We start from the raw sequence: 24020 nt of genomic DNA, 5'->3' as shown, positions 1-24020 counted from the left end.
CATCGTACGACCGCTTTATCGCCGTTTCGGAACCGGGACCCTCAGGAGGTCGTGGGCCACGGTCAGCTCGCCCTCGTACCCGGCCGCCCGCGCCTGCCGTTCGAACTCTTCCGGCTCGGAGTAGCGCTGGCTGAAGTGGGTGAGCACGAGGTGCCGTACGCCGGCCTCGCGGGCGACGGTGGCTGCCTGACCGGCGGTCAGGTGGCCGTGCTCGACGGCGAGTTGCTCGTCCTCGTCGAGGAAGGTCGACTCGATGACGAGCAGGTCGCAGCCGTCCGCGAGGGCGTGGACGCCGTCGCAGAGGCGGGTGTCCATGACGAACGCGAACCGCTGGCCGTGGCGGACCTCACTGACGTCGTCGAGGGAGACGCCGTTCAGGGAGCCCTCTCGCTGGAGCCGTCCCACATCCGGGCCCTTGATGCCGTGCGCGGCGAGCCGGTCCGGGAGCATGCGGCGGCCGTCGGGTTCGGTGAGGCGGTAGCCGTAGGACTCGACGGGGTGGGAGAGCTTGCGGGCCTCCAGGGTGTAGCCGCCGGTCCGCGAGATCACCCCGTCCTCGGCGACCGGTGCCTCGGTGAGCCGGACCGTCTCCCGGTACGCCGTCGCGTACCGCAGTCGGTCGAAGAAGCGCTGCCCCGACTTCGGGTAGTGGGCGGTGACCTCGTGCGGGACCCGGTCGAGGTTGATCCGCTGGATCACGCCCGCAAGGCCGAGGGAGTGGTCTCCGTGGAAGTGGGTGACACAGATCCGGTGGAGGTCGTGGGCGGCGACCCCGGCGCGCAGCATCTGGCGCTGGGTGCCCTCGCCGGGGTCGAACAGGAGGCCCTCGCCGTCCCAGCGCAGCAGGTAGCCGTTGTGGTTGCGGTGCCTGGTCGGGACCTGGCTGGCTGTGCCGAGGACGACCAACTCACGTACGGACACGGTGGGTTATCCGGGGGGCCAGTGGAGGCCGCGGCCGCCGAGCACATGGGCGTGGGCGTGCCAGACGGTCTGGCCGGCGCCGCTGCCGGTGTTGAAGACGGTGCGGTAGCTCTCCAGCTTCTCGTCCTCCGCGACGGCCCGGGTCTCGCGCAGGACGTCGGCGGCGAGTTCGGGTGCGGCGGCGGCGAGTTCGGCGGCGTTCTTGTGGTGGGCCTTGGGGATCACCAGAACATGGGTGGGGGCCTGCGGGTTGATGTCCCGGAAGGCGAGGGTGGTGTCTGTCTCGCGGATGATGGTCGCAGGGATCTGACCTGCGACGATCTTGCAGAACAGGCAGTCGTCCTGGGGTTCCCCTGCCATGTCGTTCCTTCCGTAGAGGTCCTGAGGCATCTTAACGAGGCAGCGTCGGCGGAATCTTCGCCGGAGTGGACTCCAGGGCCTCCAGAGCGATCCGCACCGCCTCGTCCAGCTGGGCGTCCCGGCCCGCCGCGTAGTCCTGCGGCCGCTGCAGGACCTCCACGTCCGGGTCGACGCCGTGGTTCTCGACGCCCCACTCGTACCCCTCCAGCCAGAACGCGTACTTCGGCTGGGTGATCAGCGTGCCGTCGACCAGCCGGTACCGGCTGTCGATCCCGATGACCCCGCCCCACGTGCGGGTGCCGACGACCGGGCCGATGCCCAGCGCCTTGATCGCCGCGTTGACGATGTCGCCGTCCGAGCCGGAGAACTCGTTCGCGACCGCCACGACAGGACCGCGCGGCGCGTCCCTCGGGTAGCTGTACGCGCGCATCCCCCGCGGCAGCGCCCAGCCGACGATCTTGCGGGCCAGCTTCTCGACGACCAGCTGCGAGGTGTGGCCGCCGCGGTTCTCGCGGACGTCGACCACCAGACCCTCGCGGGCCACCTCGACGCGCAGGTCGCGGTGGATCTGCGCCCAGCCCGGGGCCTGCATGTCCGGGACGTGCAGATACCCCAGCCGGCCCCCTGACTTCTCGTGGACGTAGGCACGGCGGTCGGCGACCCAGGCGTGGTAGCGCAGGGGCTCCTCGTCGGAGACGGGGACGACCACGGCGTGCCGGAGGTCGCCGCCGCCGGAGGGGGACACGGTGAGCTCGACCGGTTTGCCCGCCGTGCCGACGAGGAGCGGGCCGGGGCCGGTGACCGGATCGACCGGCCGGCCGCCCACCGCGACGATCGCGTCCCCGGCGCGGACCGCCACGCCCGGTGCGGCGAGCGGGGAGCGGGCGGCGGGGTCGGAGGTCTCGGTCGGCAGGATGCGGTCGATGCGCCACTGCGGCGACCCCTGGGGGCCGTCGTCGTGGCGGGAGATGTCGGCGCCGAGCAGACCCTGCCGGGGGCCGTGACCGTGGCCGCCGCGGGGGGTGACGTAGGCGTGGGAGGTGCCGAGTTCGCCGTGCACCTCCCACAGGAGGTCGACGAGGTCGTCATGGGTGGCCAGGCGGTCCAGGACCGGGCGGTAGCGGTCGAGGACGCCGGTCCAGTCGACACCGCTCATGTCAGGCCGCCAGAAGTGGTCCCGCATGATGCGGCCGGTCTCCTCGTACATCTGCCGCCACTCGGCCGAGGGGTCGACGGTCTGGCGGATGCGGCCGAGGTCGACGGAGATGTTCGTGTCGCTGTCGTCGTCGTTCGAGGCGCGGCGGTCGCTCGGTACGACCTTCAACCGGCCGTCGGTCCACAGCAGGACCCGCTTGCCGTCGCCGCTGACGGCGAAGTGGTCGGCGTCGGCGGCGAGGTGTTCGAGGCGCTGCTGTGCGAGGTCGTAGCGCTGGAGGTCGGTCTTGGGGTCGGGGTCGTCCGGGGTGGCCCGGGAGGAGCCGAGGACGCCCTGGACGGGGTGGCGCAGCCACAGCACGCCGTCCTTGGCCGCGCGCAGGTTGGAGTAGCGGCCGGCCTCCACCGGGAAGGGCACGATCCGGTCGGCGAGGCCTTCGAGGTCGATACGGGTGGTCGGGGTGCCCTCGCTGTCGGGGGTCTCGTCCTTGTCGGGGGCCTCGAAGGGCCGGCCGTGCCGCTGCGGGCCGAAGGGGGACGGGGTGGTCGCGGCCAGGGTGATCAGGTGCGGGCGGTCGCCGACCACGAACGCGAGGTCGAAGACGTGCTCGTCGTAGACCGGGTCGAAGGAGCGGTTGGAGAGGAAGGCCAGGTGCTTGCCGTCGAGGGTGAAGGCGGGGGCGTAGTCCTGGAAGCGCAGCGGGGTCGCCTCGGTGACCGACAGGTCGGTGGTGTTGGCGAGGCGGAGCTGGCAGAGCGGGTCGGGGCCGGGGTGCGACCAGGCGAGCCAGGCCGAGTCGGGCGAGAAGGTCAGTCCCCGTACGTCGCCGTCCTCGCTGCGGTCGACCTCGCGGACCTCGCCGGTCTCCCGCTCGACGAGCAGGACGCGGCCGTCGTGCGCGGCGACCGCCGCCCGGCTGCCGTCGGGGGCCATGGCGAGCCCGAGGACCCGGCCGAGGCGGCCCGCGGCGAGGCGGCGCGGGGTGGCGCCGGGGGCGAGTCCGGTGGCGGGCGCGAACTCCAGGGCGTCGTCGCCCTCCGCGTCCGTCACCCAGACGACCCACTCCTCGCCCTCCGTGCGGAAGGTGCGGGGCAGCCGGGCCCGGACGCCGGGTTCGTCGGCGAGCGCGCGGGCCGGGCCCGAACGGTGGGTGACCCAGTGGACGGCGCCGCGCACGGCGACCGCGCTGCCGCGTGCGGTGTGGTCGGGGGCGGCGGAGCCGAACCAGCGGGAGGCGTCCACCGGGAACGGCTGCCGGTCGGCGCGCTGTCCGCCGAGCCGGACCTCAAGGCGGCGCGGTTCGGCGCCGTCGAGGTCGTCGAGGATCCACAGCTCACCGGCGGAGGTGTAGACGACCCGGGTGCCGTCGCCGGCCGCGTGCCGGGCGTAGTAGCCTCCCCCACTCTCGGCTTCGCTCGAGCGGGAGGTGCCCCCATGCGGGGTGTGCCGGCGCAGGTCGGAGCCGTCGGCGAGCGAGGAGTAGACGGCTCCAGTGCCCTCGTGGTCGGAGAGGAAGGCGATCCGGTCGCCCGCCCACACGGGGTACTCCAGGTTTCCGTCCAGGTCGTCGTGCAGCCGTACGAACTCGCCGTCGCCCTCGCGGTCGATCCACAGCTTCCCGGCCGTGCCGCCCCGGTACCGCTTCCACCAGGCGGCCTCCCGGCCCATGGGCGCGGAGAGGATCACGGTCGCGGGGCCGTGGGCGACATGGCCGACGGGGCCGTACGGCAGGGTGGTGCCGGGGCCGCCGTCGAGCGGGACGGTCCGGGCCCAGCTGCGGCGCAGGCTCGCCTGGCCGTGGGTGGTGATCGCGAGGACCTCGCCGTCCGGGGTCCAGCCGCGGACCTGGGTGCGTGCGCTGCCCCAGTGGGTCAGCCTTCGGCCCGGGCCGCCGTCGGCCGGCGCGATGTGCACCTCGGGGGCGCCGTCGCGGGCGGAGGTCCAGGCGACGGTGGTGCCGTCGGGCGAGATCCGGGGGTGGGTGACCGGCACGTTGTCCGCGCTGACCCGCCAGGCGCGTCCGCCGTCGAGCGGCGCGAGCCACACGTCGTCCTCGGCGGTGAAGGCCACCAACTCGCCCTGCAGATGCGGAAACCGGAGATATGCAGACGTCGCAGGCTGTGTCACCCGATTACCCTACGCACGGGCGGTGCTCGTGCACAGAGGTTTCGATCACTTGCCGTCGGGCCAGCACTGCGGGTCGTTCTGGCACCAGATGGTCTTGGTGACGGTCACCGTGACGGTAGGGCCGGGCTGCCCGGGGTTGTTGACCCGCGGGGTGGGTGTGGCGTTGCAGTCGCCGAGCCCGTCGACGTGGAGCCACTGCCTGCCGCCCACGGTGGCGGTGAGGTCCCCGCGCACACACGCGCCGCTGACGGTCCGGGTCACCTTGCCCTTGGCGGTGATGTCCTTGCCGTCCCGCGTCTTGCCCTCGCAGTTCACGGTGGCGACGGTGTTCACGGACGCGCTCGGCGTCCGGTCGCCGTTGTCGTACGAGGCCGTGCAGGTCAGCCAACTCACGTCGGCCTTCTGCCGGTTCAGCTCCTTGGTGACCAACTGGTCGGTGGTGTACGAGACGGTCGCGGAGCTGACCGCGCCGGTCGGATCACACGCGGTGACCCCGCCCACGGCCAGCACCACACCCCCGACCGCACCCGCCACTCGCACCCCGCGCGGCCGACGCCAGTTCCGTCTCAACGCCACCATGGAGGGCAGCCTGCCACCGCGTGCCGTCCGGCGGTAGGGCGCATACGGTCATTGAGCGCGCCGGTTGTGAGTGACCCGGCGTTGACGTGACCGCCGCAGGGGGCTGCCGCCCCCAGCCCCCCGCTTCGGCCCGAAAGGCCTCGTCCTCAAACGCCGGACGGGCTGAATGATGCGGAACCGGCGTCGAGAAGTACCGTCAACCGCGCAGCAGCAGCCACTGCTGGAGTTCCACCAGATTGCCCTCCGGGTCCTTGAGGTGGGCGACGCGCATGCGGTCCGTCATGGGGGACGGGCCGTGCAGCAGGGTGGCTCCGCGGGACGCGATCTGCTCGCAGTAGGTGTCCAGGTCGTCGACGCGCAGTACGACCAGTGAGCGGTGGCCGGTGGCCGTGCCGCCCAGTTCGCCGAGGACCTCCGCCATCATCGACCGGTCCTGGAGGGCGATGCCCGCCGAGCCGGTGGCGGGGCTGAACTTCTCGTACGGCCCGCCCTTCGCCCCCGACTGGGGCGTCAGGCCGAGGACCTCGGCGTAGAAGCGGTAGCAGGCGGCGAAGTCGGTGACGAGCAGGCGTACTTGGGCGAGTTCCACAGCCGTCCTTCCAGGCGTCAGGACCAGCGGCCGGTGCGGCCGAGGAGCAGGGCGGTCGCCGCGGTTCCGGCGGTCGAGGTACGCAGCACTGTGGGCCCGAGGACGTAGGCGCGCGCACCGGCCTCCTCGAAGAGCGCCAACTCGTCCTTGGCGACGCCTCCTTCGGGGCCCACGACCAGCACGATCTCGCCCTCGTCGGGAAGTTCGGCGGTGGCCAGCGGTTCGCTGCCGCGTTCGAAGTCGGAGTGGAGCACGGCGGCGAAGTCGGCTTTGGCGAGAAGTGCGGCAACCTGCTTGGTGGTTGCCGCGTCCGCGATCTCCGGGAAGCGGATCCGGCGGGACTGCTTGCCGGCCTCGCGGGCGGTGGCCCGCCACTTGCCGAGCGCCTTCAGGCCCCGCTCGCCCTTCCACTGGGTGATGCAGCGGGCCGCCTGCCAGGGCACGACGGCGTCGACGCCGACCTCGGTCATGGTCTCGACGGCGAGTTCACCGCGGTCGCCCTTGGGAAGGGCCTGGACGACGGTGATGCGGGGCTGCGCCCGGGGTTCCTCGCTGACCGAGTCCAGCTGGACGATCAGCCGGTCCTTGCCCTCGGTGCCGAGCACCACGCAGTCGGCCCAGCGCCCGGCGCCGTCGGTGAGGATGACGTCCTCGCCGGGCTGGAGCCGCTTCACGGAGACGGCGTGGCGGCCTTCGGGGCCGTCGAGGACGTAGCGTCCGCCGCCGCCCGCGTCGAAGTGCTCGACCACGAACACCGGTGCGGTCATCGCAGGTCCCCCTTGCCTGACAACGCTGTCCTGGCCGCGTCGAGTTCGGCCGCGAGTATCTCCACGAGCTGCCCCGCGGGCAGCTCGCGTGCCAACCGGTGCCCCTGCCCCGCCCACAGCGCCATGCCCTGGGCGTCCTTGGCCTTGGCGGCGGCCTTCCTGAGCGGGGCGGTGAGGTGGTGGACCTCGGGGTAGGCGGCGGGCGCGTACGGTCCGTGCTCGCGCAGGAAACGGTTGACCAGGCCACGGGCCGGTCTGCCGGAGAAGGCGCGGGTCAACTCGGTGCGGGCGTAGAGGGGGTTGGTCAGCGCCTGCTTGTGCACGTCGTGGGCGCCGGACTCGGGCGCGGCGAGGAACGCCGTGCCGAGCTGGGCCGCGCTCGCGCCGGCGGCGAGGACGGCGGCGATCTGGCTGCCGCGCATGATGCCGCCGGCGGCGACGATGGGGAGGCTGACCGTCTCACGGATCTGCGCGACCAGGGAGAGCAGCCCGAGACCCGAGCCGTCCTGCTCGGGGAAGTCACGGTGGGTGCCCTGGTGTCCGCCGGCCTCGATGCCCTGTGCGATGACCGCGTCGGCGCCCGCGTACTGCACGGCGAGAGCCTCTTCGGGGGTGGTCGCGGTGACCAGGGTGAAGATCCCCGCGCGGCGCAGCGACTCCAGGGCGTCGCTGCTCGGGATGCCGAAGTGGAAGGAGACCACCGGCACCGGGTTGTCGAGGAGTACGGCGAGCTTGGCGTCGTACCCGTCGTCACGGCCGCTGTCGGGGTCGCCGAGCTCGGTCTCGTACCAGGTGGCCTCGCCGGCCAGCTGGTGGGCGTAGACCTCGACGGCCGCGGGGTCGGCGTACTCGGGCTGCGGCACGAAGAGGTTGACCCCGAAGGGGCGCCCGGTCAGCCCGCGCAGCTGCTTGATCTCCTGGTACATCCCGTCGGCCGTCTTGTACCCGGCGGCGAGGAATCCGAGCCCGCCCGCATCGGACACGGCGGCGGCGAGCCGCGGCACGGAGACGCCGCCCGCCATGGGGGCCTGCACGATCGGATGAGGGAAGAGATCGGTCAGTGCGGAGGACATGACGGCATGTTGTCACGTCCTCCGAACAAGTCCGAATCCGACCTTCGCACGGCTCACGTACGCCCGTTGAACGCATCCTTCAACCGCGAGAACAACCCTTGCTGCCCCGGCTGGAACTGCCCCGTGGGCCGTTCCTCGCCGCGGAGCTTGGCCAGTTCGCGGAGCAGGCGTTCCTGTTCCGGGTCCAGCTTGGTGGGGGTCTGGACCTCGACGTGGACGATGAGGTCGCCGCGGCCGCCGCCGCGCAGGTGCGTGACGCCCCGGCTGTGCAGCGGGATCGACTGGCCGGACTGGGTGCCCGGGCGGATGTCGACCTCCTCCATGCCGTCGAGGGTCTCCAGCGGGACCTTGGTGCCGAGGGAGGCCGCGGTCATCGGGAGGGTGACCGTGCAGTGCAGGTCGTCGCCCCGGCGCTGGAACTGCGAGTGCGGGAGTTCGTGGATCTCGACGTACAGGTCACCGGCGGGACCGCCGCCGGGGCCGACCTCGCCCTCACCCGCGAGCTGGATCCGCGTGCCGTTGTCCACACCGGCCGGGATCTTCACGGTCAGCGTGCGGCGCGAGCGGACCCGGCCGTCGCCGGCGCACTCCGGGCACGGGGTGGGGACCACGGTGCCGAAGCCCTGGCACTGCGGGCACGGGCGGGACGTCATGACCTGGCCCAGGAAGGACCGCGTCACCTGCGACACCTCGCCGCGGCCGCGACACATGTCGCATGTCTGGGCGGAGGTGCCCGGCGCCGCGCCCTCACCACTGCAGGTGGTGCAGACGATCGCCGTGTCGACCTGGATGTCCTTCGTGGTGCCGAAGGCCGCCTCGTCGAGCTCGATCTCCAGCCGGATCATCGCGTCCTGGCCGCGCCGGGTGCGCGAGCGCGGCCCCCGCTGCGAGGCCGTACCGAAGAACGCGTCCATGATGTCCGAGAAGTTCCCGAACCCACCGGCCCCGAAGCCGCCCGCGCCACCGCCGCCGGCCTGCGAGAGCGGGTCGCCGCCGAGGTCGTAGACCTGCTTCTTCTGCGGGTCCGACAACACCTCGTAAGCGGCGTTGATCTCCTTGAACCGCTCCTGGGTCTTCGGATCCGGGTTGACGTCCGGGTGCAGCTCGCGCGCGAGCCGACGGAACGCCTTCTTGATCTCATCCTGCGACGCGTCGCGGCGCACGCCGAGAACGGCGTAGTAGTCCGTGGCCACTTACGACTCCGCCAGGATCTGTCCGACGTACCGTGCCACTGCGCGTACCGCTCCCATCGTTCCCGGGTAATCCATGCGGGTCGGTCCGACCACGCCGAGCTTGGCGACTGCCTCGTTGCTGCCCGAACCGTAGCCGACCGACACCACCGAAGTGGAGTTGAGTCCCTCGTAGGCGTTCTCATGACCAATACGTACGGTCATGCCCGAATCCCCGGCCTCACCAAGGAGCTTGAGGAGGACGACCTGCTCCTCCAGAGCCTCCAGGACGGGCCGGATCGTGAGGGGAAAGTCATGTCCGAAGCGGGTGAGATTGGCGGTGCCGCCGATCATCAGCCGCTCCTCGTTCTCCTCGACGAGCGTCTCCAGGAGAGTGGAGAGCACTGTCGAGACCGTACCCCGGTCCTCGACGTCGAAGCCTTCGGGCAGGTCCTCGACGAGCTGCGGCACATCGGCGAACCGCCGCCCGGCGATCCGGCTGTTGAGCCGCGCCCGCAGATCGGCGAGCGAGGCCTCCCCGAAGGGTGCCGGGCAGTCGACCATGCGCTGCTCGACACGGCCGGTGTCCGTGATCAGCACGAGCATCACGCGCGCCGGGGCGAGCGAGAGCAGCTCCACGTGCCGCACGGTCGAGCGGGTGAGGGACGGGTACTGCACGACGGCGACCTGCCGGGTGAGCTGCGCGAGCAGCCGCACGGTCCGGGCCACGACGTCGTCGAGGTCCACGGCGCCGTCGAGGAAGTTCTGGATCGCGCGCCGCTCGGGCGCGGTCATCGGCTTGACGCCCGCCAGTTTGTCGACGAACAGCCGGTAGCCCTTGTCGGTGGGGATCCGCCCGGCGCTGGTGTGCGGCTGGGCGATGAACCCCTCGTCCTCCAGGACCGCCATGTCGTTGCGGACGGTCGCCGGGGAGACTCCGAGGTTGTGCCGCTCGGTCAGGGCCTTCGACCCGACCGGCTCCTCGGTGCCGACGTAGTCCTGGACGATCGCGCGCAACACCTGAAGCCTGCGTTCACTCAGCATCGCGCACACCTCCAGAGGTCGTTCCCTTTGCGTCTCGCCTGGCACTCTGTCCGTCCGAGTGCCAGCGCTCCCCGGCCAGTGTACGGCGGTGGGGTAGTCCCTGGGCAAGGCTGGTCCCGGCGTGACGGGTTGTAGGGCTAGCGTCGCGGTATGACGGTGACTTGGGAAGAGCTCGGGTGGGAGCGGGTCGCGACCGGGGTGGGGCGGTGCCGGCTTCCCGGCTGGGACTGTACGGCGGGCCTGGTGATCGGCGAGGGCACAGCCCTGTTGGTCGACGCGGGCTCCGGCCTGGCGGAGGGCGCCCGCCTGCGCGCGCAGGCCGGGGAACTGGCCGGCCACGGTGTGACCCATCTCGCGCTCACCCACCCCCACTTCGACCATGTCTTCGGGGCGGCGGCCTTCGCGGGGGCGGAGGTGTTCGGCGCGGTGGGCGTGGAGACGGTGCTGGCGGGGCGGCTCGGGCGGGCGGAGCTGCGGGCGGACGCGGTGCGGGGCGGACTGGACGCGGCGGTGGCCGACGAGGCGGTGGACGCCCTCGTCACCCCCCGGCACCACGTCTCGGGCGAGTGGACGCTCGACCTCGGCGGCGGCCGCCAGGTCCTGCTGGCGAACGTCGGCCCCGGCCACACGGCCCATGACCTCGCCGTCCTGGTGCCCGGCACCCCGGAGGTCGTCTTCTGCGGCGACCTGGTCGAGGAGTCGGGGGAACCGCAGGCGGGCCCGGACGCCGTACCGCAGCACTGGCCGGCCGCGCTGGACCGGCTCCTCGACCTGGGCGGCGAGGACGCGCTGTACGTGCCCGGTCACGGAGCGGTGGTGGACGCGGCGTTCGTGCGGGCGCAGCGGGACGCGCTGGCGGCCCGTTTCGGCGTGTCGTGGTGATCCCCGGGCCGGTTCTCCTATCGTCATCCGAATGCGCCAGTACTCCGCCGACCTGACCCCTCCGTGGAAGAAGCCCAAGCCGGTGCCGGAGGTGCCCGCCGAGCCCGGCCTGGTGGTCGAGGAGCCGGGCACCGGTTTCTGCGGCGCGGTGATCCGCTGCGAGGCGGGCACGGTGACCCTGGAGGACCGCTTCGGCAAGCACCGGGTGTTCCCGCTGGAGCCCCGCGGTTTCCTTCTGGAGGGCCGGGTGGTGACCCTGGTGCGGCCCTCGTCGCAGGCGCCCGTACGGCCGTCCCGTACCGCTTCCGGCTCGGTGGCCGTGCCCGGCGCACGCGCACGCGTGGCCCGCGCCGGCCGGATCTATGTCGAGGGCCGGCACGACGCGGAACTGGTGGAGAAGGTCTGGGGCGACGACCTGCGCATCGAGGGCGTGGTCGTGGAGTACCTGGAGGGCGTGGACGACCTGCCGTCGATCGTGGCCGAGTTCGCGCCGGGTCCGGACGCGCGTCTGGGAGTCCTGGTGGACCACCTGCTCCCCGGCACGAAGGAGTGGCGCATCGCCCAGGAGGTGACCAGCGAACACGCCCTGGTCGTCGGCCACCCGTACATCGACATCTGGGAGGCGGTGAAGCCGTCGTCCCTGGGCATCGAGGCGTGGCCCCGCGTCCCGCACGGCCAGGACTGGAAGACGGGCGTGTGCAAGGCCCTGGGCTGGCCGTCGGAGAACACGGGCGCGGTGTGGCAGGCGATCCTGAAGCGGGTGGGGTCCTACCGGGACCTGGAGCCGGAGCTGCTGGGGCGGGTGGAGGAGCTGATCGATTTCGTGACGGCGCCTTAGCGGATCCGCGCCGGGCCGCTGAGGCGAGTGCGGCCGGGTGGGCAGTCGACCGACGGCGACCGCAGCCCACCCAGGGGCGCGGGGCTGCATCGATGTGCGGCTCCGCCGCGTGGGCGCGACCAGCCACAACAGACCCGCAGCCGCCGGACGACACAGCCCCCGCCCCCGTGGGCGTTCAGTCCACCAGGTCCCGCACGACCGCGTCCGCCAGCAACCGCCCCCGAAGCGTCAGCACGGCCCGCCCCTCCTCATAGGGCCGGTCTTCGAGCAAGCCCTCTCCCCGTGCCCGGCGAGAAGCGCTCAGCCCCTCCTCGCGCAGCAACGACAACGGCACCCCCTCCCGAAGCCGCAGCTCCAGCAGGATCCGCTCGACCCGCCGGTCCTCGTCCGACAGCAGCTCGCGTCCGGCGCCCGGGGACCTGCCGGATGCCAGCGCGGCCGCGTACGCCCCGGGATGCTTCACGTTCCACCACCGCACCCCGCCCACGTGCGAGTGCGCCCCGGGGCCGGCCCCCCACCAGTCCGCCCCGCGCCAGTACAGCTCGTTGTGCAGGCACCGGGCAGCCTCCGAGGTCGCCCAGTTCGACACCTCGTACCAGTCGAATCCGGCCGAGGACAGAGCCTCGTCCGCGATCAGATACCGGTCCGCGTGCTCGTCGTCGTCGGTCATCGGGACCTCGCCCCGACGGATACGACGAGCCAGCTGCGTGCCCTCCTCGACGATCAGCGCGTACGCCGACACATGGTCCGGGCCGGCCCCGATCGCCGCCTCCAGGGACGCCCGCCAGTCGTCGTCGGACTCGCCGGGTGTGCCGTAGATCAGGTCGAGGTTCACATGGTCGAAGCCCGCCGCCCGGGCCTCCGCGACACACGCCTCCGGCCGGCCCGGGGTGTGCGTGCGGTCCAGCACCTTCAGGACATGCTGCCGCGCGCTCTGCATCCCGAAGGACACCCGGTTGAAGCCGCCCTCCCGCAGCGCGGCCAGATAGGCCGGGTCCACCGACTCCGGGTTCGCCTCGGTGGTCACCTCGGCGTCCGCGGCCAGCCCGAACTCGTCACGGATCGCCCCCAGCATCCGTACGAGATCCCCGGCGGCCAGGAGGGTCGGCGTACCGCCCCCGACGAACACCGTGCGGACCGGGCGCGGGTCGTCGCCGAGGACCTTCCGCGCCAGGCGGATCTCGTCGATCAGCGTCTCGGCGTAGTTGTCGCGGGAGGCCAGCACCCCGCCCGAACCGCGCAGCTCGGTCGCGGTGTAGGTGTTGAAGTCGCAGTAGCCGCAGCGGGTCGCGCAGTACGGGACGTGCAGGTAGAAGCCGAGGGGGCGGTCGGCGGACCCGGCGAGCGCGGACGCGGGGAGCGAGCCGTCGTCGGGGACGGGTTCGCCGTCGGGGAGTGCGGAAGGCATGTCCTCCATTGTCCAGCACCCCGCGGACACCTATTCCGCCTGCAGGACCAGCAGGGCCAGATCGTCCTCCGGCGGCCGTGCCCCGAAGTCGTGCACCAGCCGCCTGATCCGCTCCGCGATCAGTTCGGCGTCCAGCCCGGCGCACCCGGCGAACGCCTCCGCGAGCCCGTCCTCGTCGTCGAACAGCCGGGGGCCGCTGCGCCGCTCCGTCACCCCGTCGGTGACGCACAGCAGGCTGTCGCCGGACCGCAGCTCGAAGGTCTCACTGGTGTACGTCTCGTCCTCGACGACCCCGAGCAGGGTCTGCGGCCGCGCGGCCGTACGGACCTCACCGCCCGCCCCGAGCAGCAGCGGCAGCGGATGCCCGGCGGAGGCGAGGGTGCAGCGCACTCCGCCGTCGAAGGGCGCGAGCTCGCCGTACAGGAGGGACAGGAAGCGGGTCTGCGGGCCGTCGCCGGGGTGCGCGGGGCGTCCGCCCGCGGCCACCAGGGCTCGCGCGGCCGCGTCCGCGGCCTCCGTCGCGTCGTCGAGGAGGAGCTGGTTGAGGCGGTCCAGGACGTCGGCGACGCGGTAGCCCTCGCGGGCCAGCAGCCGGAGCCAGGGCCGTGCCAGACCGATCACCACGGCGGCCTCGGGGCCCTTGCCCTGGACGTCGCCGACGGCGAAGCACCAGCGGCCGTCGTCGGCCGGGAAGAGGTCGTAGAAGTCGCCGCTGGGTCCGCCCTTGTCGCACGGCTCGTACACCAGGGCGCTGCGCACGCCGGGGATCACGGCGACCGCGCCGGGCAGCAGACCGCGCTGGAGCACCGCGCTGATGGTGGCCTGGCGGGCGTACTGGCGGGCCGCGCCGATGGCGAGCGCGACCCGGCGGCTGAGGTCCTCGACGAGCCCGGTGATCTCGTCGGGAAAGGACACCAGCCCGGCCCGGCCGATGACCAGGGTGCCCAGCGGGCGGCCGCCGGCGGTGAGGCGGTAGGCGAGCGCGGAGCCGTGGGTGCCATGCGGGCCGAGGGCCTCGCCGGGCCAGGGGAACCGCACGGGCCCGGGATGCTCCGGCCCCGACGGGCCCGGCGGCTCCTTCTCCAGCGCCCGCCGCAGGTCCTCGATCCGGTTCTCGGAGGAATGCCACACCCGGGCCAGCCGGGGCCCGGACACACCGCTCTCGCCCCAGGCCGTCCCGCCGCTCCGGGCCTCACCGGGGCGAGGGGACCCCCAGCGTCCGGCGACCTCGTCCTCCAGCCACACCGCGCACCAGTCGGCCAGCCGCGGCACGATCAGCTGGCCGGCGAGCGCGGCGACCAGGTTCTCGTCGAGCTGCCCGGCGAGCAGGTCGGAGGCCTCGGCGAGGAAGGACAGGGCGCCTCGGTTGAGCCAGTCCCGGTCGGGCTCGCCGGGGGACGCGGGCTCGGGCGCGGCCGGGGGCCGGGACGGAGGTGGCGCCGGGGCGAGCATCCCGGCGACCCGCAGACCCCGCTCGTGCGCCTGCTCCCCGGCGTACGCCTGGATCCCGTCGAGGGCGTCCTTCCCTCCGGCCGGCAGCTGCGCCCACACGGTCTTGGCGCCGGTGCGGTAGGTGATGCCCCAGGTCTCGGCGAGGGCGGCGACCAGGCGCAGTCCGCGCCCGTGCTCCGGTGTGCCGTACACGGGTTCGAGGTCACCGTCACGGGGGGCGCGCGAGGGGTGGTGGTCGAGGACCTCGACGACGAGCGCTCCGGTGTGCGCCTCCAGGCGGCAGTCCAGCTCGATGTCGGTGCCCGCGTGCACGACGGCGTTGGTGACGAGCTCGCTGCCCACGACCACGGCGTCGTCGGCCTGCCGGTCGCTCAGGAACTCGGCGCCGGGCAGGGCGAGTTCGGCCCACTCGGCGACCGCCGCCCGTATCAGGGCCCGGGCCGAGCCCGGGGCGAGCGGACCGCCGGGGAGGGTGGCGTGGGCGTGCGCCGGGGCGTGCGGGAGCGCGTCGGCACCGCGCGCGGGCGGATCGGACGCATGGGCAACGGACTCCCGTTGCACCGGAATGGCCCCCATGTCCGTCTCCCCGAGCAGTTCGGACGAATACACCTCAGTCGATGCGGACAGAGTGACAGACTGGCCACGCCCATAAGCGCCGAGTTACCGAAGTGGGCCGCCATGAGTGAGAACAGTGGTACGCGTGTGCTCGAAGAAGGACACAATGCCGACCGGATTCGAGCATCGGATCTGCGTCCCCTGCTCGCCGCGATGACCGCTGCCCGGGACGGCGACTTCCGCCGGATGCCGGAGTCCGGGGACGGGATCGTGGCCGAACTGACGGCCGTCTTCAACCAGTTAGTGGACCGCAACGTCCACTTCACCGGCGAGGTCAACCGGGTGAAGCGGGAGCTGGTGCGGCACGGCCGGCTGGACGAACGGCTCTCCCCCAGCCCCGGGCAGGGCACGTGGACCTCCCGGGTCGACGACGTGAACCAGCTGCTCGACGCCCTGGTGGCCCCGGCCGCCAACGCGACCCGGGTCCTGGACGCGGTGGCCGGCGGTGATCTGACCCAGCGGGTCGACCTGCACGACGGCAACCGGCAGCTGCGCGGTGACCTGCGGCGCCTCGGCCGGGCCGTGAACAAGATGGTCGACCAGCTCTCCCTGTTCACCGGCGAGGTGACCCGGGTGGCCCGCGAGGTCGGCACCGAGGGCCGGCTCGGGGGGCGGGCCAAGGTGACCGGCCTTTCGGGCAGTTGGCGCGATGTGACCGAGGCGGTGAACACCATGGCCTCGCGGCTGACCGCCCAGGTCCGGGACATCGCCCTGGTGACCACGGCGGTGGCCCGCGGCGACCTGACCCGCACGGTGACGGTCGAGGCGACGGGCGAGCTGCTCGAACTGAAGCTGACCGTGAACACGATGGTCGACCAGCTCTCGGCCTTCGCCGACGAGGTCACGCGCGTGGCCCGCGAGGTCGGCACCGAGGGGCAGTTGGGCGGCCGGGCCCAGGTGCGCGGGGTGTCCGGGGTCTGGAAGGACCTCACGGACAACGTCAACTTCATGGCGTCGAACCTGACTTCGCAAGTCCGGAACATCGCCCAGGTGACGACCGCCGTGGCCAACGGCGACCTGAGTCAGAAGATCACCGTGGACGCGCAGGGCGAGATCCTGGAGTTGAAGTCCACGATCAACACCATGGTCGACCAGCTCTCGGCCTTCGCCGACGAGGTCACCCGTGTGGCCCGCGAGGTCGGTACCGAGGGCAACCTCGGCGGGCGGGCCCAGGTGCGGGGTGTGTCGGGCGTCTGGAAGGACCTCACCGACAACGTCAACTTCATGGCGGACAACCTGACGTCGCAGGTCCGCAACATCGCGCTGGTGTCGACGGCGGTGGCCCAGGGCGACCTCGGCAAGAAGATCACGGTCGAGGCGAAGGGCGAGATCCTGGAGCTGAAGTCGACCATCAACACCATGGTCGACCAGCTCTCCGCCTTCGCCGACGAGGTCACCCGTGTGGCCCGCGAGGTCGGCACCGAGGGCAACCTCGGCGGCCAGGCACAGGTACGGGGCGTGTCGGGCGTCTGGAAGGACCTCACCGACAACGTCAACTTCATGGCCCTGAACCTGACTTCACAGGTCCGGAACATCGCCCAGGTGACCACCGCCGTCGCCAACGGCGACCTCTCCAAGAAGATCACGGTCGACGCCCGCGGCGAGATCCTCGAACTGAAGGACACCGTCAACACGATGGTGGAGCAGCTGCGCGCCTTCGCCGACGAGGTGACCCGCGTGGCCCGTGAGGTCGGCACCGACGGCCGGCTCGGCGGGCGGGCCCAGGTCCTCGGCGTCTCCGGGGTGTGGCGGGACCTGACCGACAACGTCAACTACATGGCCGACAACCTGACCTCCCAGGTCCGCAACATCGCCCAGGTCACCACCGCCGTCGCCAACGGCGACCTCTCCAAGAAGATCGACGTGGACGCGCGCGGCGAGATCCTGGAGCTCAAGACCGCCATCAACACCATGGTCGACACGCTCTCCTCCTTCTCCTCCGAGGTCACCCGCGTGGCCCGGGAGGTGGGCTCCGAAGGCCAACTGGGCGGCCAGGCAAGGGTCGAGGGCGTGTACGGCACCTGGAAGCGGCTGACGACCAACGTGAACGAACTCGCCCTGAACCTGACCACCCAGGTCCGCGCGATCGCCGAGGTCGCCTCCGCGGTGGCCCAGGGCGACATGTCCCGCTCCATCACCGTGGAGACCCAGGGCGAGGTCACCGAGCTGAAGGACAACATCAACCTGATGGTGGCCAACCTCCGCGAGACGACCCGCGCGAAGGACTGGCTGGAGTCCAACCTGGCCCGCCTGGCCGCCCTGATGCAGGGCCACCGGGACCTGATGGAGGTCGCCGACCTGATCCTGCGCGAGCTGACCCCGCTGGTGAACGCCCAGTACGGGGCGTTCTTCCTGGCCGACCCGGACGAGGACGGCGCCTCCTTGCGCACAACCGTTCCTGCAAAGGGACTGGCGTTCATCGCGGGCTACGGCTCGGCGCAGGGCGCGACCGTCGACACGGGCGGCATGCCGGTCCACGGGCTCGTCCGCCAGGCGGCCCGCGAGAAGAAGCGGATCCTGGTGGAGGAGGCCCCGCCGGACTACATCAAGATCAACAGCGGGCTGGGCGAGGCGGCCCCGAGTAGTGTCGTGATCATCCCGATCCTCTTCGAGGACAAGCTGCTCGGCGTCATCGAGCTCGCCTCCTTCTCCCGCTTCTCCGACGTCCACCTGGCCTTCTTCGACCAGTTCGTGAACACCATCGGCGTCGCCATCAACACCATCATCGCCAACTCCCGCACCGAGTCCCTGCTCGGCGAGTCCCAGCGCCTGGCGATGCAGCTCCAGGAACGCTCGGACGAACTCCAGATGCAGCAGGCGGAGTTGCAGCGCTCGAACGCCGAACTGGAGGAGAAGGCAGCCCTGCTGGCGACCTCCTCGCAGTACAAGTCGGAGTTCCTGGCGAACATGTCGCACGAGCTGCGCACGCCGCTGAACTCCCTGCTGATCCTCGCCAGGCTGCTCTCCGACAACCCGGACGGCCATCTCTCCGACCAGGAAGTGCAGTTCGCGACGACGATCCACCGCTCGGGCTCGGACCTGCTCCAGCTGATCAACGACATCCTGGACCTGTCGAAGATCGAGGCCGGCCGGATGGACGTACGCCCCAAGAAGCTGCCGCTCATCAAGCTGCTCGACTACGTCCACGCCACCTTCCGCCCGCTCACCCTGGACCGGGGGCTCGCCTTCGAGGTGGCGGTCGGCGAGGACGTGCCGCGCGAGATGTACTCGGACGAACAGCGCCTCCAGCAGATCCTGCGCAACCTGCTCTCCAACGCGATCAAGTTCACCGCCTCGGGCCGGGTCGAGCTGCGCGTGAACCGATTCAAGGACCCCGACCACAGGTACGTGCGCGACAGCGACGACGTGGTCGCCTTCGCGGTCTCCGACACCGGCATCGGGATCGCGCGGGAGAAACTCCCGGTGATCTTCGAGGCGTTCCAGCAGGCAGACGGCACGACCAACCGCAAGTACGGCGGCACCGGGCTCGGCCTGTCCATCAGCCGGGAGATCGCGGGCCTGCTGGGCGGCCGTATCGTCGCGGAGAGCGAACCCGGCAAGGGCTCCACGTTCACGCTCTACGTCCCCGTCGTCAGCCCCGGCCACTCGGCGACCGGTCCGACCACCGAGGACGACCCCGAGCCGGCCCCGGAGGACCTGTCCACCGAGCCGTATCCGACCGCCCACGACGCCGAGGACTCCTGGCCGGCCCCCACCAGGCTGGAGGCGTGGAAGTCGGGCCGGGCGGGCCAGGTGCTGTCCGGACGGCGGGTGCTGATCGTCGACGACGACATCCGCAACGTCTTCGCCCTCACCCATGTGCTGGGCCGCGTCGGCATGCCGGTCCTGTACGCGGAGAACGGCCGCGAGGGCATCGAGACCCTGGAGCGCAACCCGGACGTCGAACTCGTCCTGATGGACATCATGATGCCGGAGATGGACGGCTACGAGACCATCGCCGCCATCCGCCGCACCCAGCGCTGGACCGGCCTGCCCATCGTGGCGCTCACCGCGAAGGCCATGCCCGGAGACCGTGAGAAGTCGATCGCGCGCGGCGCCAACGACTACGTACCCAAGCCGGTGGACGTCGACCAGCTGCTGACCGTCGTATGCGCCCTCCTCGACCCCGAGGGCGCTGCGACGCGGGAGCGGACCGACGCCGAGGAGGCGGTGGTACCGCCCACCGACGACTGCATGAGGCAGTCGGATGAACGCTGAGACAAGGACCGACGACGGTGCCGGGATCCTCCTGGTCGACGACATGGAGGACAACCTGATCGCGCTGGAGGCGGTTCTGGGGTCCCTCAACGAACCGCTGGTCCGCGCCCGTTCGGGCGAGGAGGCGATGAAGGCCCTGCTCCGCCGCCGGTTCGCGCTGGTTCTCCTGGACGTGCGCATGCCGGGCATGGACGGCTTCGAGACGGCGGCGAACATCAAACGCCTGGACCAGACGAAGGACGTCCCGATCATCTTCCTCACCGGCACGGACGACGACTCGGGTTACGCCTTCCGCGGCTACGCGACGGGCGCGGCGGACTATCTGACCAAGCCCTTCGACCCGTGGGTCCTCCGCGCGAAGGTCAGCGTCTTCCTGGAGCTGCACAGAAAGAACCAGCAGCTGGAGCGCCTGCTGGCGCGCCAGCGCGCGGATTACCAGGAGGTGGGCAGGCGACTGGCGGCTCTGGAGGACGAGCTGACGGAGACCCAGCGGGTACAGGTGAAGGAACTACGGCACCTTCTGGAGAAGCGGTGAGCTTGTTTCCCCAGGGGCGCGGGGCTGTGTCGATCTGCGGCTCCGCCGCGTGGGCGCGACAAGCCACGACGCACCGCAAGCCGCCAAGCAGCCCCGCCACCCCTCCGCTATGCGCTACGCCTCGCGAGAGCCCACGTACATGTCCTCGATGAGGTGCTTGTACTCCCGCTCCACAACAGGCCGCTTCAGCTTCAGACTCGGCGTGATCTCACCGTGCTCCACGTCGAGATCCCGCGGCAGCAACCGGAACTTCTTGATCGTCTGCCACCGCTGAAGCCCCTCGTTGAGCTGCTTCACATACCCCTCGACCATGGAGACGGTGACGGGCGCGGCGACGACCTCCGCGTACGACTTCCCTTCGAGCCCGTTCTCCTTGGCCCACTCGAGAATCGAGACCTCGTCCAGCGCGATGAGCGCCGTACAGAAGTTCCGGTCCGCCCCGTGCACCAGGATGTTGGACACGTACGGGCACACCGCCTTGAACTGCCCCTCGACCTCGGCGGGCGCGATGTACTTGCCGCCGGACGTCTTGATGAGGTCCTTCTTGCGGTCGGTGATCCGCAGGTACCCGTCGGGCGACAGCTCACCGATGTCCCCGGTGTGGAACCACCCGTCGGCCTCAAGCACCTCGGCCGTCTTCTCGGGCAGCCCGTGGTAGCCCTCCATGATCCCCGGGCCCCGCAGCAGGATCTCCCCGTCGTCCGCGATACGGACCTCCGTGCCGGGCAGCGGCTTGCCGACCGTACCGGTGCGGTAGGCCTCGCCCGGGTTCACGAAGGAGGCCGCGGAGGACTCCGTGAGGCCGTAGCCCTCCAGGATGTGGATGCCGGCGCCCGCGAAGAAGTAGCCGATCTCGGGGGCGAGCGCGGCGGACCCGGAGACACACGCCCGCAGGTTCCCGCCGAACGCCTCCCGGATCTTCGCGAAGACCAGCGCGTCGGCCACCTTGTGCTTGGCGCTCAGCCCGAAGGGCGCGGAGGCGACACCGGTGCGCCGGAAGTTGTCCTGGGTGGCCTTGGCGTACTCGCGGCCCACCTCGGCGGCCCACTGGAAGATCTTGTACTTGGCGCCGCCGCCCGCACGGGCCTTCGCCGCGACCCCGTTGTAGACCTTCTCGAAGATGCGCGGAACGGCCGCCATGTACGTCGGCTGCACGATCGGCAGATTCTCGATGATCTTGTCGACGCGGCCGTCCACGGCGGTGACGTGACCGACCTCGATCTGCCCGGAGGTGAGCACCTTGCCGAAGACGTGGGCGAGCGGCAGCCACAGGTACTGCACGTCCTCGCCGCTGATCAGGCCGGTCGCGGCGATCGCCTTGGCCATGTAGGACCAGTTGTCGTGCGGCAGGCGCACGCCCTTGGGACGGCCGGTGGTGCCTGAGGTGTAGATCAGCGTCGCGAGCTGGTCGCTGGTGATCGCGCCGACCCGCTCCTTGATCAGGTCGGGGTCCTTCTCCAGGCGGGCGGCGCCCCGGGCCTCCAGCTCGGTGAGCGTGAGCACGAAGTCGCTGGTCTCCACGCCCGCCGGGTCGATCACCACGACCTGGGTGAGCGTGGGCAGCTCACCGCGCTTCTCGACCGCCTTGGCGAGCTGGGCCGCGTCCTCCGCGATCAGCACCCGGCTCTCGGAGTCGGAGAGGATGAACGCCGACTCGTCGGCGTTGGTCTGCGGGTAGACCGTGGTCGTGGCGGCACCGGCGCACATGATGCCGAGGTCCGCGAGGATCCAGTCGAGACGCGTCGAGGAGGCGAGGGCGACCCGCTGCTCGGGCTGCACCCCCAGCTCGATCAGCCCGGCCGCGATGGCGTGCACCCGCTCCGCGGCCTGCGCCCAGGTGAGCGACTTCCACTCGTCCGGGCCCTGGCCGGAGGCCGCCGGCACCGGGTAGCGGTACGCCTCGGCGTCCGGTGTGCTCGCAACGCGCTCCAGGAAGAGGGTCGCCACACTCGGCGGGCGGTTCTCGATCAGTGTCTGTGTGTCGCTCACGACATCCTCCGGGCCCGCGACAGTGCGGCTGGCTCTCAGGTTTGCGGCTGTTGTTTAACTCGCGAGTAACTATCGAGCAGAGATCAGAGTAAAGCGCGGCCGACCCGTTCGTAAGGGGCGGCGGCCTGTCACTTCCTACAGAGCGCGACGTTACGCACGCGTAGGGGCCCGCCGCACTTTCGCACGACGGACCCCTTTCCATCCGATTCGACGGGTAACCGGGGGTAACCCGCGGTTACTTCTTGCCCTTGCCCGACCCCGCGCTGTCATCGCTGGAGAGCACCGCGATGAAGGCCTCCTGCGGAACCTCCACGGAACCCACCATCTTCATCCGCTTCTTGCCTTCCTTCTGCTTCTCGAGCAGCTTCCGCTTACGGGAGATGTCACCGCCGTAGCACTTGGCGAGGACGTCCTTGCGGATGGCGCGGATGGTCTCGCGGGCGATGACCCGGGAGCCGATGGCGGCCTGGATGGGGATCTCGAAGGCCTGGCGCGGGATCAGCTCGCGCAGCTTGGCGACGAGCCGAACGCCGTACGCGTAAGCCGCGTCCCGGTGGGTGACGGCGGAGAAGGCGTCGACCCGGTCGCCGTGCAGCAGGATGTCGACCTTCACCAGCTGGGCGTCCTGCTCACCGGTGGGCTCGTAGTCCAGCGAGGCGTAGCCGCGGGTCTTGGACTTCAGGTTGTCGAAGAAGTCGAAGACGATCTCGGCGAGGGGAAGCGTGTAGCGGATCTCGACGCGGTCCTCGGAGAGGTAGTCCATGCCGAGGAGGGTGCCGCGACGGGTCTGGCAGAGCTCCATGATCGAGCCGATGAACTCGCTGGGGGCGAGGATCGTGGCCCGGACGACCGGCTCGAAGACCTTGTCGATCTTGCCCTCGGGGAACTCGCTCGGGTTGGTGACCGTGTGCTCTTTCCCGTCCTCCATGATCACGCGGTAGACCACGTTGGGCGCGGTGGCGATGAGTTCGAGGTTGAACTCGCGCTCCAGGCGCTCACGGATGACGTCGAGGTGCAGCAGCCCGAGGAAGCCCACGCGGAAGCCGAAGCCGAGGGCCGCGGAGGTCTCCGGCTCGTAGACCAGCGCGGCATCGTTGAGCTGGAGCTTGTCGAGGGCGTCGCGCAGCTCGGGGTAGTCGGAGCCGTCCAGCGGATACAGGCCCGAGAAGACCATCGGCTTGGGGTCCTTGTACCCGCCGAGGGCCTCGGTGGCGCCCTTCTCCTTGCTGGTGATGGTGTCACCGACCTTGGACTGACGGACGTCCTTCACGCCGGTGATGATGTAGCCCACCTCGCCGACGCCGATGCCGTCGGCCGGCGTCATCTCGGGGGACGAGACGCCGATCTCGAGGAGCTCGTGGGTGGCGCCGGTCGACATCATCCTGATGCGCTCGCGCCTGTTGAGCTGACCGTCGATGACACGGACGTAGGTGACCACGCCCCGGTAGGAGTCGTAGACCGAGTCGAAGATCATCGCGCGGGCGGGGGCGTCCTTGACGCCGACCGGCGCCGGCACGTCCCGGACCACGCGGTCGAGCAGCGCGTCCACACCGAGACCGGTCTTCGCCGAGACCTTGAGCACGTCCTCGGGCTGACAGCCGATGAGGTTGGCGAGCTCCTCGGAGAACTTCTCCGGCTGGGCGGCCGGCAGGTCGATCTTGTTCAGTACGGGGATGATCTTGAGGTCGTTCTCCATCGCCAGGTAGAGGTTGGCGAGGGTCTGGGCCTCGATGCCCTGGGCGGCGTCGACGAGGAGGACGGTCCCCTCGCAGGCGGCGAGCGACCGCGAGACCTCGTAGGTGAAGTCGACGTGCCCCGGAGTGTCGATCATGTTGAGGATGTGCGTGCTGCCCTGGTCGGGGCCCGTGTTCGGGGCCCAGGGCAGCCGCACGGCCTGCGACTTGATCGTGATTCCGCGCTCACGCTCGATGTCCATGCGGTCGAGGTACTGAGCACGCATCTGGCGCTGCTCGACCACGCCGGTCAGCTGGAGCATCCGGTCGGCGAGCGTGGACTTGCCGTGGTCGATGTGCGCGATGATGCAGAAATTGCGGATCAGAGCCGGGTCGGTACGGCTCGGCTCGGGCACGTGGCTGGGGATCGCGGGCACGCAGGGTCCTGATTCTTGAGGCGTCCGCAGTGTCTGCGGTCTCGGGTCGGATCGATACGTAGCCTCCATGGTCCCACGGGCGGGGACCGGCGACCGGTTTGGGCCACTCGCGGGGCCGCTGGTAGTCTGGGTGGCTGTGTCTCCTGCCCTCTCAGCACGAGGCACAACTCCAAGAAATCACCTGGTGC

17 protein-coding genes are annotated in these 24020 nt (G+C 71.0%); 4 read left to right on the top strand and 13 right to left on the bottom strand.

Annotated elements, in window-relative coordinates:
- Positions 1 to 15: 15 nt before the first annotated feature.
- The 9 genes from RKD20_RS29535 to hrcA all read right to left on the bottom strand — a co-directional run bounded on the left by RKD20_RS29535 (position 16) and on the right by hrcA (position 9785).
- Positions 16 to 921, bottom strand: a complete 906-nt coding sequence (locus tag RKD20_RS29535; protein WP_424880343.1) for a ribonuclease Z — start codon at positions 919 to 921, stop codon at positions 16 to 18.
- Positions 922 to 927: 6 nt separating this feature from the next.
- The gene (locus tag RKD20_RS29530) at positions 928 to 1281 is read right to left on the bottom strand and encodes a histidine triad nucleotide-binding protein (RefSeq protein WP_020116304.1); all 354 of its coding nucleotides are present in this window, start codon (positions 1279 to 1281) and stop codon (positions 928 to 930) included.
- A 31-nt stretch (positions 1282 to 1312) separates the two neighbouring features.
- Complete coding sequence (locus RKD20_RS29525) at positions 1313 to 4564, bottom strand: S41 family peptidase (protein ID WP_424880342.1); 3252 nt, start codon at positions 4562 to 4564, stop codon at positions 1313 to 1315.
- A gap of 45 nt (positions 4565 to 4609) precedes the next feature.
- Positions 4610 to 5143, bottom strand: coding sequence for a hypothetical protein (locus tag RKD20_RS29520; protein ID WP_424880341.1), 534 nt, complete (start codon positions 5141 to 5143; stop codon positions 4610 to 4612).
- Positions 5144 to 5339: 196 nt separating this feature from the next.
- Positions 5340 to 5732 carry a VOC family protein gene (locus tag RKD20_RS29515; protein ID WP_424880340.1) on the bottom strand — a complete coding sequence of 131 codons (393 nt, stop codon included), beginning with the start codon at positions 5730 to 5732 and terminating at the stop codon, positions 5340 to 5342.
- 17 nt (positions 5733 to 5749) lie between these two features.
- Entirely contained in the window at positions 5750 to 6499 is a 750-nt protein-coding gene (locus tag RKD20_RS29510) for a 16S rRNA (uracil(1498)-N(3))-methyltransferase (protein WP_424880339.1), read from the bottom strand.
- Positions 6496 to 7572, bottom strand: a complete 1077-nt coding sequence (locus tag RKD20_RS29505) for a nitronate monooxygenase (RefSeq protein WP_424880338.1) — start codon at positions 7570 to 7572, stop codon at positions 6496 to 6498. Before RKD20_RS29505 ends, RKD20_RS29510 begins: the two co-directional genes overlap by 4 nt.
- A gap of 53 nt (positions 7573 to 7625) precedes the next feature.
- Entirely contained in the window at positions 7626 to 8765 is a 1140-nt protein-coding gene (dnaJ, locus tag RKD20_RS29500; RefSeq protein ID WP_007381949.1) for a molecular chaperone DnaJ, read from the bottom strand.
- The gene (gene hrcA, locus RKD20_RS29495; protein ID WP_424880337.1) at positions 8766 to 9785 is read right to left on the bottom strand and encodes a heat-inducible transcriptional repressor HrcA; all 1020 of its coding nucleotides are present in this window, start codon (positions 9783 to 9785) and stop codon (positions 8766 to 8768) included.
- A gap of 150 nt (positions 9786 to 9935) precedes the next feature.
- On the opposite strand from hrcA, the gene RKD20_RS29490 reads away from it, so the two are divergent.
- Together RKD20_RS29490 and RKD20_RS29485 are read left to right on the top strand one after the other, a co-directional pair.
- A complete protein-coding gene (locus RKD20_RS29490) occupies positions 9936 to 10667 on the top strand; it encodes an MBL fold metallo-hydrolase (RefSeq protein ID WP_424880336.1) in 732 nt (243 codons plus the stop codon).
- Positions 10668 to 10698: 31 nt separating this feature from the next.
- The gene (locus RKD20_RS29485) at positions 10699 to 11505 is read left to right on the top strand and encodes a DUF3097 domain-containing protein (RefSeq protein ID WP_020116311.1); all 807 of its coding nucleotides are present in this window, start codon (positions 10699 to 10701) and stop codon (positions 11503 to 11505) included.
- A gap of 175 nt (positions 11506 to 11680) precedes the next feature.
- Here RKD20_RS29485 and hemW read toward each other — a convergent pair whose 3' ends face one another.
- Both hemW and RKD20_RS29475 read right to left on the bottom strand, forming a co-directional pair.
- Positions 11681 to 12913: a radical SAM family heme chaperone HemW gene (hemW, locus tag RKD20_RS29480; protein WP_424880335.1), complete on the bottom strand. Its 1233-nt coding sequence runs from the start codon at positions 12911 to 12913 to the stop codon at positions 11681 to 11683.
- Between the two features lie 30 nt (positions 12914 to 12943).
- Complete coding sequence (locus RKD20_RS29475; RefSeq protein ID WP_424880334.1) at positions 12944 to 14941, bottom strand: SpoIIE family protein phosphatase; 1998 nt, start codon at positions 14939 to 14941, stop codon at positions 12944 to 12946.
- A gap of 102 nt (positions 14942 to 15043) precedes the next feature.
- Between RKD20_RS29475 and RKD20_RS29470 the strand changes: the two genes are divergently transcribed.
- Both RKD20_RS29470 and RKD20_RS29465 read left to right on the top strand, forming a co-directional pair.
- Positions 15044 to 19198 carry a HAMP domain-containing protein gene (locus RKD20_RS29470; protein ID WP_424880333.1) on the top strand — a complete coding sequence of 1385 codons (4155 nt, stop codon included), beginning with the start codon at positions 15044 to 15046 and terminating at the stop codon, positions 19196 to 19198.
- Complete coding sequence (locus RKD20_RS29465; protein WP_424880332.1) at positions 19188 to 19733, top strand: response regulator; 546 nt, start codon at positions 19188 to 19190, stop codon at positions 19731 to 19733. Before RKD20_RS29470 ends, RKD20_RS29465 begins: the two co-directional genes overlap by 11 nt.
- A 114-nt stretch (positions 19734 to 19847) precedes the next feature.
- Here RKD20_RS29465 and RKD20_RS29460 read toward each other — a convergent pair whose 3' ends face one another.
- Both RKD20_RS29460 and lepA read right to left on the bottom strand, forming a co-directional pair.
- Positions 19848 to 21722, bottom strand: coding sequence for an AMP-dependent synthetase/ligase (locus RKD20_RS29460; protein ID WP_424880331.1), 1875 nt, complete (start codon positions 21720 to 21722; stop codon positions 19848 to 19850).
- A gap of 235 nt (positions 21723 to 21957) precedes the next feature.
- Entirely contained in the window at positions 21958 to 23832 is a 1875-nt protein-coding gene (gene lepA / locus RKD20_RS29455) for a translation elongation factor 4 (protein ID WP_391170958.1), read from the bottom strand.
- Positions 23833 to 24020: the final 188 nt, after the last annotated feature.

It is taken from the genome of Streptomyces sp. SLBN-8D4, from assembly GCF_049739545.1.
Taxonomy (GTDB): Bacteria; Actinomycetota; Actinomycetes; order Streptomycetales; family Streptomycetaceae; genus Streptomyces; species Streptomyces canus_C.
This window is presented reverse-complemented; position numbering and strand designations above follow the sequence as displayed.